This is a genomic window from Pseudomonas sp. 31 R 17, assembly GCF_900004915.1.
Classification (GTDB): domain Bacteria; phylum Pseudomonadota; class Gammaproteobacteria; order Pseudomonadales; family Pseudomonadaceae; genus Aquipseudomonas; species Aquipseudomonas orientalis_A.
The window spans coordinates 110,605-125,816 of the sequence record NZ_CVTN01000076.1 but is presented as its reverse complement, the minus strand read 5'-3'; the positions used below and the strand labels follow the sequence as shown (position 1 = coordinate 125,816).

The 15,212-nt window shown below is 64.2% G+C and carries 14 protein-coding genes; 2 read left to right on the top strand and 12 right to left on the bottom strand.

Annotated features, from left to right (window positions below; genetic code table 11):
- Positions 1 to 15 precede the first annotated feature (15 nt).
- Positions 16 to 852, top strand: coding sequence for a 5'-nucleotidase, lipoprotein e(P4) family (locus tag BFP89_RS20555; RefSeq protein WP_065887218.1), 837 nt, complete (start codon positions 16 to 18; stop codon positions 850 to 852).
- A 653-nt stretch (positions 853 to 1,505) separates the two neighbouring features.
- On the opposite strand, the gene gspD is transcribed toward BFP89_RS20555, so the two are convergent.
- The 12 genes from gspD to BFP89_RS20495 all read right to left on the bottom strand — a co-directional run bounded on the left by gspD (position 1,506) and on the right by BFP89_RS20495 (position 11,749).
- Positions 1,506 to 3,725, bottom strand: a complete 2,220-nt coding sequence (gspD, locus tag BFP89_RS20550) for a type II secretion system secretin GspD (RefSeq protein WP_065887215.1) — start codon at positions 3,723 to 3,725, stop codon at positions 1,506 to 1,508.
- On the bottom strand, positions 3,722 to 4,246 hold the full coding sequence (locus BFP89_RS20545) for a general secretion pathway protein GspN (RefSeq protein WP_065887213.1): 525 nt from the start codon (positions 4,244 to 4,246) through the stop codon (positions 3,722 to 3,724). Before BFP89_RS20545 ends, gspD begins: the two co-directional genes overlap by 4 nt.
- Positions 4,243 to 4,854: a type II secretion system protein GspM gene (gene gspM / locus BFP89_RS20540; RefSeq protein ID WP_065887267.1), complete on the bottom strand. Its 612-nt coding sequence runs from the start codon at positions 4,852 to 4,854 to the stop codon at positions 4,243 to 4,245. Before gspM ends, BFP89_RS20545 begins: the two co-directional genes overlap by 4 nt.
- Positions 4,829 to 5,872: a PilN domain-containing protein gene (locus tag BFP89_RS20535; protein ID WP_065887211.1), complete on the bottom strand. Its 1,044-nt coding sequence runs from the start codon at positions 5,870 to 5,872 to the stop codon at positions 4,829 to 4,831. Before BFP89_RS20535 ends, gspM begins: the two co-directional genes overlap by 26 nt.
- Positions 5,869 to 6,594, bottom strand: coding sequence for a general secretion pathway protein GspK (locus BFP89_RS20530; RefSeq protein ID WP_065887209.1), 726 nt, complete (start codon positions 6,592 to 6,594; stop codon positions 5,869 to 5,871). The genes BFP89_RS20535 and BFP89_RS20530 overlap by 4 nt, the downstream gene beginning before the upstream one ends.
- A complete protein-coding gene (locus BFP89_RS20525; RefSeq protein ID WP_065887207.1) occupies positions 6,591 to 7,220 on the bottom strand; it encodes a prepilin-type N-terminal cleavage/methylation domain-containing protein in 630 nt (209 codons plus the stop codon). Before BFP89_RS20525 ends, BFP89_RS20530 begins: the two co-directional genes overlap by 4 nt.
- On the bottom strand, positions 7,217 to 7,579 hold the full coding sequence (locus BFP89_RS20520; protein ID WP_065887206.1) for a type II secretion system protein: 363 nt from the start codon (positions 7,577 to 7,579) through the stop codon (positions 7,217 to 7,219). Before BFP89_RS20520 ends, BFP89_RS20525 begins: the two co-directional genes overlap by 4 nt.
- Positions 7,576 to 8,007 (bottom strand): type II secretion system protein, encoded by a 432-nt coding sequence (locus tag BFP89_RS20515; protein ID WP_065887205.1) that lies wholly within the window; start codon positions 8,005 to 8,007, stop codon positions 7,576 to 7,578. Before BFP89_RS20515 ends, BFP89_RS20520 begins: the two co-directional genes overlap by 4 nt.
- A 9-nt stretch (positions 8,008 to 8,016) precedes the next feature.
- Positions 8,017 to 8,442 (bottom strand): type II secretion system major pseudopilin GspG, encoded by a 426-nt coding sequence (gene gspG / locus BFP89_RS20510; protein ID WP_083203132.1) that lies wholly within the window; start codon positions 8,440 to 8,442, stop codon positions 8,017 to 8,019.
- Positions 8,443 to 8,462: 20 nt separating this feature from the next.
- Positions 8,463 to 9,665, bottom strand: a complete 1,203-nt coding sequence (gene gspF, locus BFP89_RS20505) for a type II secretion system inner membrane protein GspF (RefSeq protein ID WP_065887201.1) — start codon at positions 9,663 to 9,665, stop codon at positions 8,463 to 8,465.
- Positions 9,662 to 11,356 (bottom strand): type II secretion system ATPase GspE, encoded by a 1,695-nt coding sequence (gspE, locus tag BFP89_RS20500; protein ID WP_065887265.1) that lies wholly within the window; start codon positions 11,354 to 11,356, stop codon positions 9,662 to 9,664. The genes gspF and gspE overlap by 4 nt, the downstream gene beginning before the upstream one ends.
- Before the next feature lie 177 nt (positions 11,357 to 11,533).
- Entirely contained in the window at positions 11,534 to 11,749 is a 216-nt protein-coding gene (locus BFP89_RS20495; RefSeq protein WP_065887199.1) for a hypothetical protein, read from the bottom strand.
- A gap of 508 nt (positions 11,750 to 12,257) precedes the next feature.
- On the opposite strand from BFP89_RS20495, the gene BFP89_RS20490 reads away from it, so the two are divergent.
- The gene (locus BFP89_RS20490) at positions 12,258 to 15,008 is read left to right on the top strand and encodes a beta-glucosidase (RefSeq protein WP_065887197.1); all 2,751 of its coding nucleotides are present in this window, start codon (positions 12,258 to 12,260) and stop codon (positions 15,006 to 15,008) included.
- The last annotated feature ends 204 nt before the right edge of the window (positions 15,009 to 15,212 follow it).

Sequence of the window (15,212 nt, the reverse complement as noted above, 5' to 3'; positions counted from 1 at the left end):
TTGCGAAACGACGCCATGCGTAAGCTGATCTTCGCCACTGCCTGTCTCTTGGCTAATACCCTGACAGGCTGCCAGCACACCCCACCGGCCAACGACCAACTGGACGCCGTACTCTGGACCCAGACCTCCATCGAGCACGAGCTGATCTACCGTCAGCTCTTCGCCAACGCCACCCGTCAACTGGATGTCGCCCTGGCCGATCCCGGCTGGGACGCGCTGCCCTTTCCTGCGCGAGATCTGACCGGGCTGCCGCCGGCCGTGGTGGTGGATATCGACGAAACCCTGTTGGACAACGTGCCGCTCAATGCCCGCGACATTCTGAACAACCAGGTCTATTCCTATGACCGCTGGAACACCTGGGTCGACCAGGCCAAGGCCCAGGCGCTGCCCGGTTCGGTGGCGTTCCTGCAGGCGGCCCGGCAAAAAGGCATCAAGGTCTATTACCTCACCAACCGCGAACACAGCCAGGTTGCGGCCACGGCCAGAAACCTGCGCCTGCGCGGTTTTCCGATTGAGAGCGATGACCAGATCCTGGCGGCCGGCACGCCTACCGGCCACTGCGAAAGCGCCGGCTATGGCAAGAACTGTCGTCGCCAATGGGTGGCCAGCCATGCGCGGGTGCTGTTGATGGCCGGTGATTCCCTGGGCGACTTCGTGCAGGCCGAACACAACACCCTGGCGGCCCAGCGCAAGGCGGTCCAACCCTATGTGAACTGGCTGGGGCAGCGCTGGTTCCTGCTGCCCAACCCTTCCTATGGCAACTGGTACAGCGCGCCCTATGGGGATAACGAGAAGTTGCCGTTCGAGCAAAAGCGCAGGCTCAAGCAGCAGGCGTTGCAGCTGCAGGAGTAACGGCCACCGGGTACTGCTTGCCGTAGCCCACCACGGTGATGCGTTTGCTCACACGGGTGATCCTCATGTTTTGACTCCTAAGCCTATTCAAGCCCCTCCCACATATGGATCGGGCTCGACACAAGAGATCGGTCGGCTCCAAGGCTGCTGCCGAACGCAGGCTTGAGGCCGTGGCCAACCGCTTTTCTGTGGGAGGGGGCTTGCCCCCGATGAAGGCCGGTCAGTGAGTGCATCAGTGACTGACACCCTGCCATCGCGGGCAAGCCCCCTCCCACATTTGGATCGGGTACGACACAAGACATCGATCAGCTCCAAGGCCGCGGCCGAACGCAGGCTTGAGGCCGTGGCTAACCGCTTTTCTGTGGGAGGGGGCTTGCCCCCGATGAGGGCCAGTCAGTGGGTGCATCAGTGACTGACACACCACCATCGGGGGCAAGCCCCCTCCCACATTTGGACCGGGTACGACACAAGACATCGATCAGCTCCAAGGCCGCGGCCGAACGCAGGCTTGAGGCCGTGGCCAACCGCTTTTATGTGGGAGGGGGCTTGCCCCCGATGAGGGCCGGTCAGTGGGTGCATCAGTGACTGATACACCCTCCCACATTTTGTCGGGATAGACACGAGATCCCGGTCGGCGCCGGGTGCGGGTAAATTTACTGCGCAGGCCGCAACAGCTGCATCTGCTGGCGATAATCATCCGTCACCTGCCGTGCCTGGCTGCTGCTGGTAATCACCCTGGGCGTGATCAGCACAATCAATTCGGTGCGGTCCTTGGATTTGCTGGTGTTGCCGAACAACCAGCGCAAGCCGGGGATCTTGCCCAGGTACGGCACGGCACTGACGGAGTCCGCGTTGTCCTGTTTGATCAACCCGCCCAACAACACCGTCTGCCCACTCTGCACGGCGACCTGAGTCGACACCGACCGTGTGGAAATACGCGGATTATTCGGCGTGTCATTATTCGACGACGGCTGATCCTGCGCATCACTGACCTGCTGCTGAATATCCATATACACCAGGCCACCCGGATTAATCCGTGGCACCACATCCAGAATCACACCCGTCTGCACATACTCCACACTGCTCAAGGTAGTGTCGGAAGCCCCCGTGTTTACCGTGGTCTGGCTGATAGGAATGTTATCGCCCACCTGAATCTGCGCCGGCTGGTTGTTCATCACCACCAGCGACGGCGCCGACAGCACCTGGGTGCGGCCGTTGGTTTCCAGGGCGTGCAGGGCCACTTGCAGGTTGGAACTGACGAAGGAATAGAACAACGAATCCGCCGCCCCCAGCCCGGCGCCGCCGCCGCCCAACGCGCCCTGGCTGCCGGAGGCGTTCGCCACCGTGGTGCTGGTGGAATTGCCGGCCAGGCGGCCGAGGTACCACTGCACGCCCAGGTCCAGTTCGCCGGTGAGTTTGACCTCAAGGATGCGCGTCTCGATCTGCACTTGCAGCGGCGGATTGTCGAGGCGTTTGATCGCCGATTCGATCTCCTTCCACTGCACCGGGCGCGTGCGCACCAGCAGCTGGTTACTGCTTTTTTGCGCGGTGATGCGCGTACCGGCGTCGAGGCTTTTGGCCGGCGCGCCTTCGGTGGTGTCTTGCTCGACAGTGTCCTCGGCTTGTGGCTCCTGCTCCTCGTCCTCGGCGGCAGGCTGGTTGTTATTCAGGTTATTGCTCAAGCCGCCAGGCGTGCTGCCGGACGTGCTGTTGGTGCCGGGCGATGACAGGGTCGCGGTGCGCAAACCAGGCGCGACCTTGGCCGGGGCGTCGTCCTTGATCGCGCCGCTGCCGTAGATCTGCCGCAGGTACTTGGCCAGGTCGGTGGCCTTCATGTTGCGCACGTCGTACACATACATCTGCGGCTCGTTGCCGCCGCCTTCGTCGATGGTGTGAATCCAGTCACCGACTTCGCTGAGGTACTGCGGCTGCGACGAGATCGCGACCACCGAGTTGGTCCGCTCGATCGGCAAGAACCGCACCATGCCCGCCAACGGCATGCCACTGTCGGGCCCGAACATTTTTTGCAGCTCGGGCATCAGTTCGGCGACGGAGGCGCGTTGCAGGCCGAACACACCCACCGACATGCCCTTGAGCCAGTCCACGTCAAAGGTGTCGATGGTGTCCTGATAGTTGGCCAGCTCCTCCGGGGTACCGGCCAGGCTCAGCACATTGCGCGCCGGGTCAACCAGCAGAAAGGCATTCTCGCGGGCAAACGGCTTGAGCAATTTCTGCATCTCGGTGGCCGAGATATAACGCAGTGGAAACAGTCGCGCCGACAGGCCGTTGGACGGTTGCGCCACGCGCATCTGCGGCACCAGCTTGCCCGCCACCGCCTGGTTGGCCGGCAAAATCACATAGCGGTTACCCTGCTTGATCATGGCGTTGTCGGTCCACGACAACAGGGTTTCGAGAATCGACAGCGCCTGCTCCTTGTTCACCGGCTTGGAGGTGGAAAAGCTGACGTTACCCTTCACCCCCTGGGCAATGCTGTAGTTCTCATGCAGCAGGTCGCCCATCACGCTGTTGATCACCGCTTCGATCGGCTGGTCGGCGAAGTTGAACACGATGTCGCCGCCCGCCTGCGCCTTGCCGGCCGGCGCCGCTGTGGGTTGGCGCACGAACTGCTGGTTGCCGCGAATCAATTGGCGCTGGGGGGGTGTTCTGGCCTGGGGCTGGCTGCCGGCGACCGGGGCCTGTTCGCTGGCCGGGTCCACGGGCGGGCGTTGCGCGCCGGTGCCCTGCATCGCCTCATGCAACAAGGCCTCGTCCGGGTCCGGATGCTCAGGGAATGTGCCGCAGCCACCGAGGGAAACGGCGGTGGCCAGACAAAACACGGTGGTGCGCAAAGCGCCGGGGAATGTATCGATCAAGGGGCGGACTCGTGAGGAAGGGTAATCGGGGGTGTGGTCGACGGCGGCGGCAGGCGCAGGCCTCGCAGGCTCAGGGTCTGCGTGCGGCCGTCGAGTACAAAGCGGGCTTCGCGGGGTGTCAGGTGTTCCAGGCGCCAGCCGTTGGGCAGGGTCTGGTCCTGGTGGACTTTCAGTGGCGGGCCGTCCGCGCGTTTGAGCAGTGCGACGCGCAGGTCGCCGTCCAGTACGATGCCGGTCAGCGTCAGGCTCGACAGGCTGGAGACGGCGGCTTGGCCAACCGCGCGGTCAGGGCTGCGGTCAGGGCTGAACAGCGGCGCCTGCCAGGTGCCGGCGAGGCTTTCCAGGGTTGCGCTCGGGGCCACCAGTACCTTGGCCGTGGCGTTGGCGCGCGCATCCGGTTCGGGCGCCGGCAACCACTCAGGCGCATCGCCGATGCTGCTGAGGATGCCGACCATCAACAGGCCCAACAGCCCGGCCACGCCGAGCAACAGCCACTCCAGGGGACGCAATGCGTTGATCATCGGCGCACCTGCGCGGCGGAAGCCGGTTGCAGGTAGCCACGCACCAGCAGGTGCACCACCAGTTGACCGGCGCCACCGCTGGCGGGCGCGTTCGGCCCACGGCGGATGCTCATCTCATCGACAAACAGAAACGGGCGCTGGTACTCCAGCTCATGCAGGATCGCGGTCAAGGGTTCGATGGCGCAGTTCAGGGTAAGGCTGACTTTGACTTGGCGGTAGGGTTCGCTGTCGTCCTGTTCGGGGGTGATCGGCATGCGCTGCGTGAGGCTGCAGCCGCCACCGAGGCCGGCGCGGCTGTTGATCAGGTCGGCGATGCGTTGCATCAGGTCCGCCGCCACGGCGCTGGGGTCATCGCCGGGCAGCAGGCTGGTGCTGCTGGCCGGGTCCTGGCGGGCCTCCTCGAGTTGCTGACGCAGGGAATCACCCTGGCGCAGTATGCCGGCGTAGCGTTGCTGCTGTTCGCGCAGCTGCTCGGCCTGCTCGCCCATCTCGCGCAAGGGGCCGGCGAACCAGCTGTCGACCAACAGCCAATACGCGGCACCGAGCACCAGGGCCAGGCCGATCAGGGCTGCGCCACGGCGCTCACGGGGTGTCAGTGGTCGGCGCATCGGCGGCCTCCTGGTGCAGGTGGGCGCGCAAGGAAAATTGATCCTTGCCGGTTTGCGCGTCGGGTTGGATCACCCCTTCGAACTGGGCATTTTCCAGGCTGTGGCAGCCCTTGATGCGGGTGATCAGGGCACTGGCCTTGGCGCTTTGCCCGGAGAATGAAACGTCGGCGCCGTCGTTGACTTCCAACTGGTCGATCCAGGTGTCGGACGGCAGGCAGGCGGTCAGTTCGTTGAGCAGCCCGGCCAGCGGCGGTTGGGCGGTCTTGCGGCGGATCAGATACTGCGCGGCGCCACGGGTATTGAGCAGTTGCTGGCGCAGGGCCTGGATCTGGGCGACCTGGGCTTTTTGCGCGCGCACGCTTTGCTGCATGCTGTCGAGCACGCGCTGGCGGTCGTTGAGCCAGAGCAGCATGGCGGCAATCAGCAAGGCGCCGCACAGCCACGGCAGGCTGCGTTGCAGGCCCTTGCCCGCCGGGCGCTGGCGTGGGCGCAGCGGTACCGGCAGCAGGTCGATGCCCATCGGGACGCCCGCCGCGTCCGCCACATCCACCGCGTGTGGCTGCAAGCCGAGGGCGGCGCACTCCGTGAGGATCTGGTCGAGGCGCTCGCGCAGGATCGCCACCAGCGTCACGTGCACGTGGGTCGGAGTGCGCCGCTCCTGGCGCGCGACGAAGTACAACTGCGCCGCATCGAACGGGGTAAAACGGTCCAGTTCATACCCCACCACCGTCGCCAGGTTGCGCGCCGCCGCCGGGGGCAACTGCAAGGCTTGCACCAGCACCGCCGAGGGCGCCAGCAACAGCACCTGGCGCGCCTCGCCGGCCACGGGCGACACGGGCGCGGTCAGCGGCCATGGGTACACATGCTCGGGGATGTCCTGCAGCGACAGCCAGGCCGGCAGGCAGCCACGCAGCTCCTTGAGCCACAGCCGCCAGCCCATTTGCAACAGGCTGCCGCGCCAGCGCTGGGTGATGGGCTCCGTCAGCAGTTGCAGCCGTGCGGATAAGGGTTCGTTCATTCTTGCCAACGTAAGACTCGATAAGGTTGTGCGCTGCCTTGCGCGGGGCTCAATAACACGGTGGCTTGCAACTGGGCGTGGTAGCCGCCGGGGCGTTGCGCGCGGCTGTCGATCACCAGCACCTCACCGGGGTCGGCGCCCACCGCACTCAGGTGCGGCAGGTTCAAGGCGCGGCGCATCAGCGTGCTGGCGAAGGCCGGATCGGGCCGGTCCAGGCCACTCCACAGGCTGATCTCGGGAACCAGCGCGCTGTACAGCGCCTGGGTCATGCCCGGCAATTGCCGCACTTCTTCTATGACCCTGAACGGCGCCAGGCCCTGGTGGCGTCGTACCTCGAGGTCCTTGGCGAGTTGGCCGGCCTGGGCCTGGGTCGCACCGCAGGCCAGGGCCAGCCGCGCGAAATCGACGACCGCGGCGCTGTTCAAGTACAACTTGCCGCGCTCACTGCGCAGGCTGACGTACAGCTGCGCATCGTCGAACACCAACGGGATTTCACGCCCATCGGCGATCCACTGTTTGCGCTGCAACGGGTCGGCCAGGCCCTGCAGCGCCAGCGCCACGCCCGCCTCGGCGGCCAACACCGCCTGGGTGTGCTGGCGGTGCCACGCCGCCTGGCGGATTTCCAGTTGCACCCAGCCGGCCAGGCCGCCGAGCAGCAGGCTGAGCAACGCCAGCACCCACAGCACCAGCAGCAGCGCGACACCGCGCTGATGCCGGATCATTCGGGGCCCCCACTCGACAGGTTCAAGCGCAGCGCGATCACCTGGGTGACCCAGGGCACCGGCCCGTTGACGCGCGCCGCAATCCGCACCGCCGAGGGCAAACGCCGGGTCCACGGCCACTCGCTGATCCAGCCGGTGGCGTTGCCCTTGGGCGACACGCCGCGATAGCTGAACTGCAGATCTTCGACCCCTTTCAATAACACCTGTGGCTCACTGCGCGACGCCGGTACGCTGACCTGCGCTTGAGACTCAAACCGCGCGAACGCCACCTGCAAATCGCGCTGCGCCTCGGCGCCGGTCAACTGCAGGGTGAAGCGCTGAATCCCGCCACCGAGCACGCCCGGCAGGGTCGCGACAAACTGCATGCGCTGTGGGCTGCCGGCGAAAAACCCGTCGGTCTGGCTGTCGTCCTCGGTCACGTCCAGGGGCAGCGCCTCGCTGATCGCCGTGCGCAAAAACTGCTGCGCAGCCCGCATTTCATCCAGGCTGACCGTGTAGCGCTGCGCCTTGAGCACCGCGCGATTGGCCCCCAGCAGCGCGCCACCGACCAGGGTCAGTAATACGCCGAGCAGGCTCAGCACGATCATGATTTCGAGCAGGGTGAAGCCCTGCTGATGGCGCGTCACAAACCGGTCCCTGCCGCACGCAGTTTCAAGGTGCTGAAACTGGCGTGGCGCGGCCCCTCGCTGACCGTCAGGTCGAGGCGAAACAACTGCGGCTGGCCGATCCGGGTGGGCTGTTGGGCGATGCGCAGTTGCCAGGCGATGCCGTCCAGATCGCCCTGGCGCACGCCATTGGCCAGGGGGCCGGCGGCTTCCTGGTCCATCACGCTGACGGCGGCATGGCTCAGGCGGTCGCTGTGGGCGACGTGCAACAACGAGCGCGCGCTCTGGCCGAAGGCGACCAGCAGCACCGTGCTGCAGATCGCCATGAGCGTCAGCGCAGCGAGCATTTCCAGCAGGGTGAACCCGGCTTGCCGCTTCATGGCAGCGCCCTGGACTGCACGCTGCCGGTCAGCCAGCCAATATCGATGCGCCAGCGCCGGCTGCCATTGGCCAACAACAGGTTGCCGCCGGTGGAACTGCCATCGGGGTAGAACGCCACCGCCGAGCCTGCGTGTTCGGCGGTGTGCAAGGTGACTTGCAAGTCGGCCGGCCAGTGTTTTTTCGGGCGGCCCGGGGCCTGGAAGCTGAGACTGCGCAAGTCGAACGACGTGCTTTGCGGGGTGCCGCTGACAATCGCCCGCGCCCGCGTACTGCGCAACGCCTCGACCATCTGCCCGACTGCCTGGCGCTCCTTGGCGGCGCGCAGGCCTTGTTGCAGGCCAAACCCCACCAGGCCGGCTGCGATGCTGATCAAGACGATCACCACCAGCATCTCCAGCAAGGTAAAACCACGTTGGGCGTTGGCCATGTTCAGCCGTTATTCCCAGTTGCCCAGGTCGGCGCTGTAGCCTTCGCCACCGGGCTGGCCGTCCTGACCGTAGAAAATCAGGTCGAACGCGCCGTGCTCACCGGGGAAGCGATAGCCGAAGGCATGGCCGAACGGGTCCTTGAGGTCCGACGGCTTGGCATACGGGCCGGCCCAGCCGGCGCTGTTACCCGGCTTGTCGACCAGTTGCTGCAGGGACTTGGGCGGCGAGCCGACGTCCAGGCCGTAGCTTTCGATTTTCATGCTCAGGCTGGCCAGTTGCGCCTTGCCTGCGCCGTACTTGCCCTTGTCCACGTTACCGCCGACCTGGCGCACCACGATAGTCGCGACGATGCCCAGCAGCACGATCACGGCGAGCATTTCCAGCAGGGTAAAACCGCCCTGGCGGCGGGCGGGCTTGAATCGGTTTTGGCGCATGGGTAAGGGTCCTTGAGGGTTCATATATTGCTGGTCAGGCTCATCAGCGGCAGCATGATCGCGAGCATGATCACCGCCACCAGCACCGCCATGACCACGGTCAGCGACGGCACCAGCGCGGCGAGCAGGCGGTCGATGCCGCGCTTGGCTTCAACGTCGAACACATCGGCGACCTTGAGCAGCATGCTGTCGAGTTCGCCGGCCTGTTCGCCGACTTCAATCATTTGCAGCGCCAGGTCGGGCAGCAGCGGCTGCGCGCCGAAGGCACTGGCCAGGGTGCCGCCGCCCTTGACGGATTCGGCGGCCTGGGCGACTTGCGCTTGCAGCGCGCGATTGGTGCAGACCTGCCGGGCGATCACCAGCGCCTGCAGCAGCGCCACGCCGTTGCTCAGCAAGGTACCGAGGGTGCGCGTCAACCGCGCCGCTTCGACCCGTTGCAGCAGCGGGCCGATCACGCGGAGGCCAAGCACGCGCCGGTCATAGCGTTCACGGCGCTGCGGGTCGCGCAGGCGTGCGGCCAGCGTCCAGATCGTGACGATCAACCCGGCGAAAACCGCCAGGCCATAGGCTCCGAGAAACTGGCCGAGCCCGAGGATCACTTCGGTGATCAACGGAATGGGCACGCCCAGATCCTTGAAGATCGGCACGAACTGCGGCACCACATAGGCCAGCAGCAGCGCCAGCGAGCCGAGCACACCGACCACCAGAAACGCCGGGTAGATCAGCGCGTTGATCACTTCGCCGCGCAGTAATTGGCTGCGCTCCAGGTAGTCACTGAGCTGGCGCAGGGTGTTTTCCAGGGCGCCGCCCGCCTCGCCCGCGCGCACCATGCTCAGGTACAGCGGCGAGAACTGGCGGCCCTCTTCCTCCAGCGCTTTGGATAACGGCTGGCCGGCCTTGACCTGTTCGCGGATACGCTCGATGAGTGCGCGGGTCTGCGGCTGGCCAGGTTGCTTGAGCAGGATGCCCAGCGAGCGCTCCAGCGGCTGGCCGGCGCCCAGCAGGGTGGCCAGTTGCTGGGTGAAACTGACCAGCGCCGCGCCGCTCAACTGACCACGGCCAAGGGCATTGCGCAGCCCCTGGGCACCGGCGACGTCAACCTGCAATACCAGCAGCCCGCGCTTGTGCAACAGGGCGACGGCGGCGTCGTGGTCCCTGGCGTCGAGCGTGCCGTGTTGCGCGGCGCCCTGGCTGTCGAGGGCGCGGTATTTGAACAGGCTCACGTGCCCTCCCCTCGGGTCACACGCAATACTTCTTCCAACGACGTCACGCCGGCGACGGCCTGGCGCAGGCCCTCTTCATGCAAGGTGCGCAGGCCGCCACGGCGCGCTGCGGCTTCCAGGGTGGCAGCATCGGCCTGGCGCATCAGCAGGCTGCGCAGTTCTTCATTCATCACCAGCAGCTCGGTGATTGCACTGCGGCCGTGGTAACCACCGCCCGGTGTGTCGGCGCGGGGCCGATAAAGCATGATCGGGCGCTCATCGGTAAAGCGGTCCAGGCCATGCTCGGCGATCAGCTCGGGCGGTGCTTCGAAGGCTTCACGGGTGGCCGGGTCGAGGCGGCGCACCAGGCGCTGGGCCAGAATGCCGTTGACGGTCGAGGCAATCAGGTAGCTTTCGACGCCCATGTCGAGCAGCCGCGTGATACTCGCCGCCGCACTGTTGGTGTGCAACGTGGACAGCACCAGATGCCCGGTCAGCGACGATTGAATAGCGATGCGGCAGGTTTCCAGGTCGCGGATTTCGCCGATCATGATCACGTCCGGGTCCTGACGCACGATGGAGCGCAGCGCGCCCGCAAAGTCCAGGCCAATGGCCGGCTTGACCTGAATCTGGTTGATGCCTTCCAGTTGATATTCGACCGGGTCTTCAACCGTGATGATCTTGCGCTCGGCGGTGTTGAGCCGTGACAGCGCGGTGTACAGCGTGGTGGTCTTGCCCGAGCCGGTCGGGCCGGTGACCAGCAGAATGCCGTGGGGCCGTTCCAGCACTTCGAGGAAGGTTTCCAGGCGCTGGCCATCAAAACCCAGGCTCTGGAAATCGAACTGCACGGTCTGCCGATCAAGCAAACGCATCACCACCGACTCGCCAAAACTGGTGGGCACCGTGGACACCCGCAGGTCGAGTTCCTTGCCCTGGATGCGCAGCATGATCCGCCCGTCCTGGGGCAGGCGCCGCTCGGCGATGTCCAGGCGCGCCATGATTTTCACCCGCGAAATCACGGCGGCGGATGAGCTCGACGGTGGCGCCTCGGCCTCGTGCAGCACGCCGTCGATGCGGTAGCGCACCTTGAGCTGGTTTTCGAAGGGTTCGATATGGATGTCCGAGGCGCGATGCTCCACCGCGCGCTGCAGGATCAGGTTGACGAGGCGAATCACCGGCGCCTCGGAGGCCATGTCCTTGAGGTGTTCGATGTCTTCCAGCGCGCCGCTGTGCTCGTCGAGATTTTCGATCAGCGTGCCCATGGCCGAGCGTCCCTGGCCGTAGTAGCGCTCGATCAGGGTTTCGACCTCGTTGCGCGGGCCGACCGCCAGCCACACCGGCACGCCGCAGGCATAGGCCAGGGCCTGGAACGGGTAGACCAGCGACGGGTTGGCCGCCAGCACGCGCAGGCCACCCTGGCTCCAGCCCACGGGCACCACCTGGTAGTGGCGCATAAAGCGCTCGGTCAGGCTCGGTAGCGGGTCAAGCAAAGGTGGCGCGGCGTCGGCCAGCAGCAGCGGCGCGCCGAGCAAGTCGGCCCAGGCGCGGGCCAGTTCGACTTCGGAGACCAGCCCCAGGCGGGTCAGCAGGCCAAGTAATTCAGGGTCGGCACTCTCCTGGGACAGGCGCCGGGCGCGCTCCAGGTCCACGGTTTTCAACCCGGCCTGTTGCATCAGCCACGCGCAGACCTGTTCGGTATCCGGGACGTGCATCTGGCAGGCATCGATGGGCGTTGAGGGACTGAGCATGGGTAAAAATCTGAAGGGCTGTAAAAACCTCCTGTAGGAGCGAGCTTGCTCGCGAAGAACGTCAACGATGACGCGGACATTCTGGATGAGCGCGGTGTCCTTGAGTTCTTCGCGAGCAAGCTCGCTCCTACAGGGTCAGGCTTACTTGGTGGGGGTGGCCGTTGTATTCAACGGTCGGCCACCCTTGGTGGTTTCGGCTTTCTGCTTTTTCGCCGCCTTGGCGTCGTGGGTCTGGGTCAGCACGGTGGAATCGGCAGCACCCGACGTCGCATCGGCGTCGGTTGATTCAGCGGCCATGGCCGCGCCACTCAGTGCAACGCCCAGCACGAGGCCGGCACCCAACAGGGACATTTTCATAAACATTCTCCAGTTCAAAAACAGCGGACAGCTCAAGTGGCGCCTTGAATTCGATCAAGACCCTACACCAAAGCGTTGTGTATGACAGCTTGTATAAAACATGGCCTTTTAGAACTACCGGGCAACGCCACTAGTTTGCCATGCCGCCATATATTTTCTTAAACCAATCGACTGGTAGGTTTATGCTTAGTTCCGAAAGGTAAGGAAATATTTCTTATTTCACGCAAAAATTAGCTTTTGTTTGACTTATAACCGCAAGAATTGCCTTAATTATGCCGTTTTAGCGGTTCAAAACGCCATCGCGTGATGCCACTTAGACACTACCCATAACAACAACTCATACAATTATTAAACTTTTAATACTGCGGAACCTGCCAAGTAGTCGCAATTAGCCATCGGTTAAACATTGCGCTCAAGGCGGACTATTGCCCGTAAAAAAGTGACGAGCGCGCTGTGTAGAACGCGCGTTTTGGCGCCCTATTTCAATAAACAGTTGTCGGAGAATTCCATGAACAAACGCAAGATGATCGGTGCGCAGTCGGCCTTTGCCCTGCTGGCACTGGCCGTGTCCCAGGTGCATGCGGCCACCAGCCCGGCCCTGGATGAGGGCCGGGTGAGCCGCGCAGAAAAGGCCGCGGATAAAACCCTGGCGAAGATGACCATGGAAGAGAAACTCGCCTACATCGGCGGCACTGGCGGTTGGGACGTCAAGCCGTTGACCCAATACGGCATCCCGCAGATCCACGGTGCCGACGGCGGTGTCGGCGTGCGCTACACCAGTGAAGGCAACGCCCAGGGCGTGGTGTACCCGTCCGGGCCGAACCTGGCAGCCAGCTGGAACCCGCGTCGCGCCATCGACCTGGGCCGTGCCCTGGGCTACGACACCGCCAGCGGCGGTTATCAGTTCGTCACCGGCCCCGGCGTCAACCTGTACCGCATGCCGTACAGCGGCCGTGCGTTCGAGTATCTGTCGGGTGAAGACCCCTTCCTCGGCGCCAGCCTGGGGCCGGCCGTGATCAACGGGATCCAGTCGCGCGGCGTGTGGGCCAACGCCAAGCATTTCGCCGCCAATGACCAGGAAAGCAACCGCTTCCACCTCAACGAAACCATCAGCGAGCGCGTGCTGCGCGAAATGACCCTGCCGCCTTTCGAGTCCGCCTCGAAGAACAGCAAAGTCGCGATGATGATGTGTGCATTCCAGAAGGTGAACGGCGAGTTCGCGTGCCAGAACAAGCACCTGATGCGCGACATCCTGAAAACCGAATGGGGCTATCCGGGCTTCGTCCAGAGTGACTACAACGCCGTGGTCGACGGTTTGCCGGCGGCACAGGCCGGTACTGACCTGGACATGATGGGCTACCAGATGAACAGCACCGTCCTCAAGCCGTACCTGGACAGTGGTGAGCTGAGCAGCGCGACCATCGATGACAAGGTGCGCCGCATCCTCAAGCAGATCTACCTGTACAAGTTCGACAGCAAAGCCCCGCTGACCAGCCACAACATGAACAGCGCCACCAGCAACCGCACAGCGCTCAATGCCGCGCGCGAAGGCATCGTGCTGCTGAAAAACCAGAACAGCCTGCTGCCGCTGGACGCGAAGAAGGTCAAGCGCATCGCCGTGGTCGGCACCCTGGCCAAGTACGCGCCGCCTACCGGTTTCGGCAGCGCCAACGTGATGGCCGCCAACTACATCAGTGAGCTGAGCGGCTTGCAGCAACTGGCGCCAGGCGCCAAGGTCGAGTTCATCGACGGGCTGTCGCTGGACCCGGCCACCTCCAGCTGGACCCATGCCGACAGCAACGGCAATAGCGTCAAAGGCCTGAAGACCGAGTTCTTCAGCAACACCAACTGGTCCGGTGACCCGGCCGCCACCCGCACCGACGCGCACGTCAACCTCGACTGGTCCACCGACAGCCTGCCAGTCAATGGCGACACTGCCGCCACGTCGATTCGCTACAGCGGCCAGATCACCCCGACCGTCAGCGGCGAACAGGTGTTCAAGGTCCGCGCCGACGGTGCGGTACGCCTGTACGTCAACGGCAAGAAAGTCCTCGACAACGGCGACGGCAAGCCGCTGCCGAACAACAGCATTCCGCCGACCATCCCGGTGTTCGCCAAGGTCAACCTTGAAGCCGGCAAACCGGTCGACATCAAGCTCGAATACTCGCGCCGCAACGGCTACCTCTCCACCATGGGCGGCCTGGTTGGCGTGCAGATGAGCTGGGCATCGCTGGTTGCGCCACAGGACCTGGCCCAGTACGACGCCGTACTGGTGGCAGCCGGCAACAGCAATGAATACGAGGGCGAAGGCTTCGACCACAGCTTCGACCTGCCGGAATACCAGAACCTGCTGATCCAGAGCATCGCCAAGGTCAACCCGAACACCGTGGTCACCCTGCACGGCGGCACCGGCTTGAAGATGAGCGACTGGATCGACCAGGTGCCGGCCGCACTGCACGCCTTCTACCCTGGGCAGAACGGCGGCCAGGCCCTGGCGGAGATCCTGCTGGGCAAGGTCAACCCGTCGGCCAAGCTGCCGATCAGTATCGAACGCAACATCGAAGACAACCCGATCTACGCGACTTTCCCCACGTTCGACAATCAGGAAACCCTGAGCGAGATGAGCTACAAGGACGACCTGTTCCTGGGCTATCGCGGCTACGAGAAGAAGGGCATCAAGCCGCTGTATCCGTTCGGTTATGGCTTGTCGTACACCACCTTCGGCTACAGCAACATCAGCGTCAGCCCTGGCGTCGCCGTGGCCGGTGCGCCGATCAAGGTGTCGTTCGATCTGGCCAACACCGGCAAGGTCGCCGGCGCCGAAGTGGCCGAGCTGTACGTGGGCCAGAACAACCCGAAAGTCGAACGCGCGATCAAGGAACTCAAGGGCTACAAGAAAGTGTTCCTCAAGCCTGGCCAGAGCAAGCGCGTGACCATCGAGCTCAACGACCGCTCGCTGGCCTACTACGATGTGGCCAGCAAGCAGTGGGTGGTGGATGCCGACAGCTTCAACCTGTCGGTGGGCGCTTCGTCCCAGGACATCCGCCTGAACGCCAAGCTGGTCAACCCGTTCCGCCAGGAACTGTCGACCACCACCAGCAACCCGCTGCCGCGTTCGGCGCTGAACTCGACGTTGCGTAAATCGACGGTGAAGACCGGCGGCGTACTGCATCAAAACGAAGGGGACAGCGGCACCAGCGACGGTGATGGCTATGACATGAGCGATGACAGCAGCCAGGGCAGTGCTGCGGGTAACTGATCCCTGTGAGAGGGGGCTGCTCCCGATAGCGGTTGTCCAGTCGACACTTGTATCGACTGAATCACTGCTATCGGGCACATAGGTCTCTACACAGGTATCCACAGCGGTATCCACGATGCGCAGCGAGCCGCTCTTGATCTTGATCTGCTTTTGATCTCAGGCGCCCCGTTAAACCACGCTGGCCGAACGCAGGCTTGAATCCGT

Bases quoted from the DNA above. Each gene is read 5' to 3' on its own strand.
- BFP89_RS20555 (WP_065887218.1), top strand. From the start codon at position 16: ATGCGTAAGCTGATCTTCGCCACTGCCTGTCTCTTGGCTAATACCCTG.
- BFP89_RS20545 (WP_065887213.1), bottom strand. From the start codon at position 4,246: ATGATCAACGCATTGCGTCCCCTGGAGTGGCTGTTGCTCGGCGTGGCC.
- gspM (WP_065887267.1), bottom strand. From the start codon at position 4,854: ATGCGCCGACCACTGACACCCCGTGAGCGCCGTGGCGCAGCCCTGATC.
- BFP89_RS20535 (WP_065887211.1), bottom strand. From the start codon at position 5,872: ATGAACGAACCCTTATCCGCACGGCTGCAACTGCTGACGGAGCCCATC.
- BFP89_RS20530 (WP_065887209.1), bottom strand. From the start codon at position 6,594: ATGATCCGGCATCAGCGCGGTGTCGCGCTGCTGCTGGTGCTGTGGGTG.
- BFP89_RS20520 (WP_065887206.1), bottom strand. From the start codon at position 7,579: ATGAAGCGGCAAGCCGGGTTCACCCTGCTGGAAATGCTCGCTGCGCTG.
- BFP89_RS20515 (WP_065887205.1), bottom strand. From the start codon at position 8,007: ATGGCCAACGCCCAACGTGGTTTTACCTTGCTGGAGATGCTGGTGGTG.
- gspG (WP_083203132.1), bottom strand. From the start codon at position 8,442: ATGCGCCAAAACCGATTCAAGCCCGCCCGCCGCCAGGGCGGTTTTACC.
- gspE (WP_065887265.1), bottom strand. From the start codon at position 11,356: ATGCACGTCCCGGATACCGAACAGGTCTGCGCGTGGCTGATGCAACAG.
- BFP89_RS20495 (WP_065887199.1), bottom strand. From the start codon at position 11,749: ATGAAAATGTCCCTGTTGGGTGCCGGCCTCGTGCTGGGCGTTGCACTG.
- BFP89_RS20490 (WP_065887197.1), top strand. From the start codon at position 12,258: ATGAACAAACGCAAGATGATCGGTGCGCAGTCGGCCTTTGCCCTGCTG.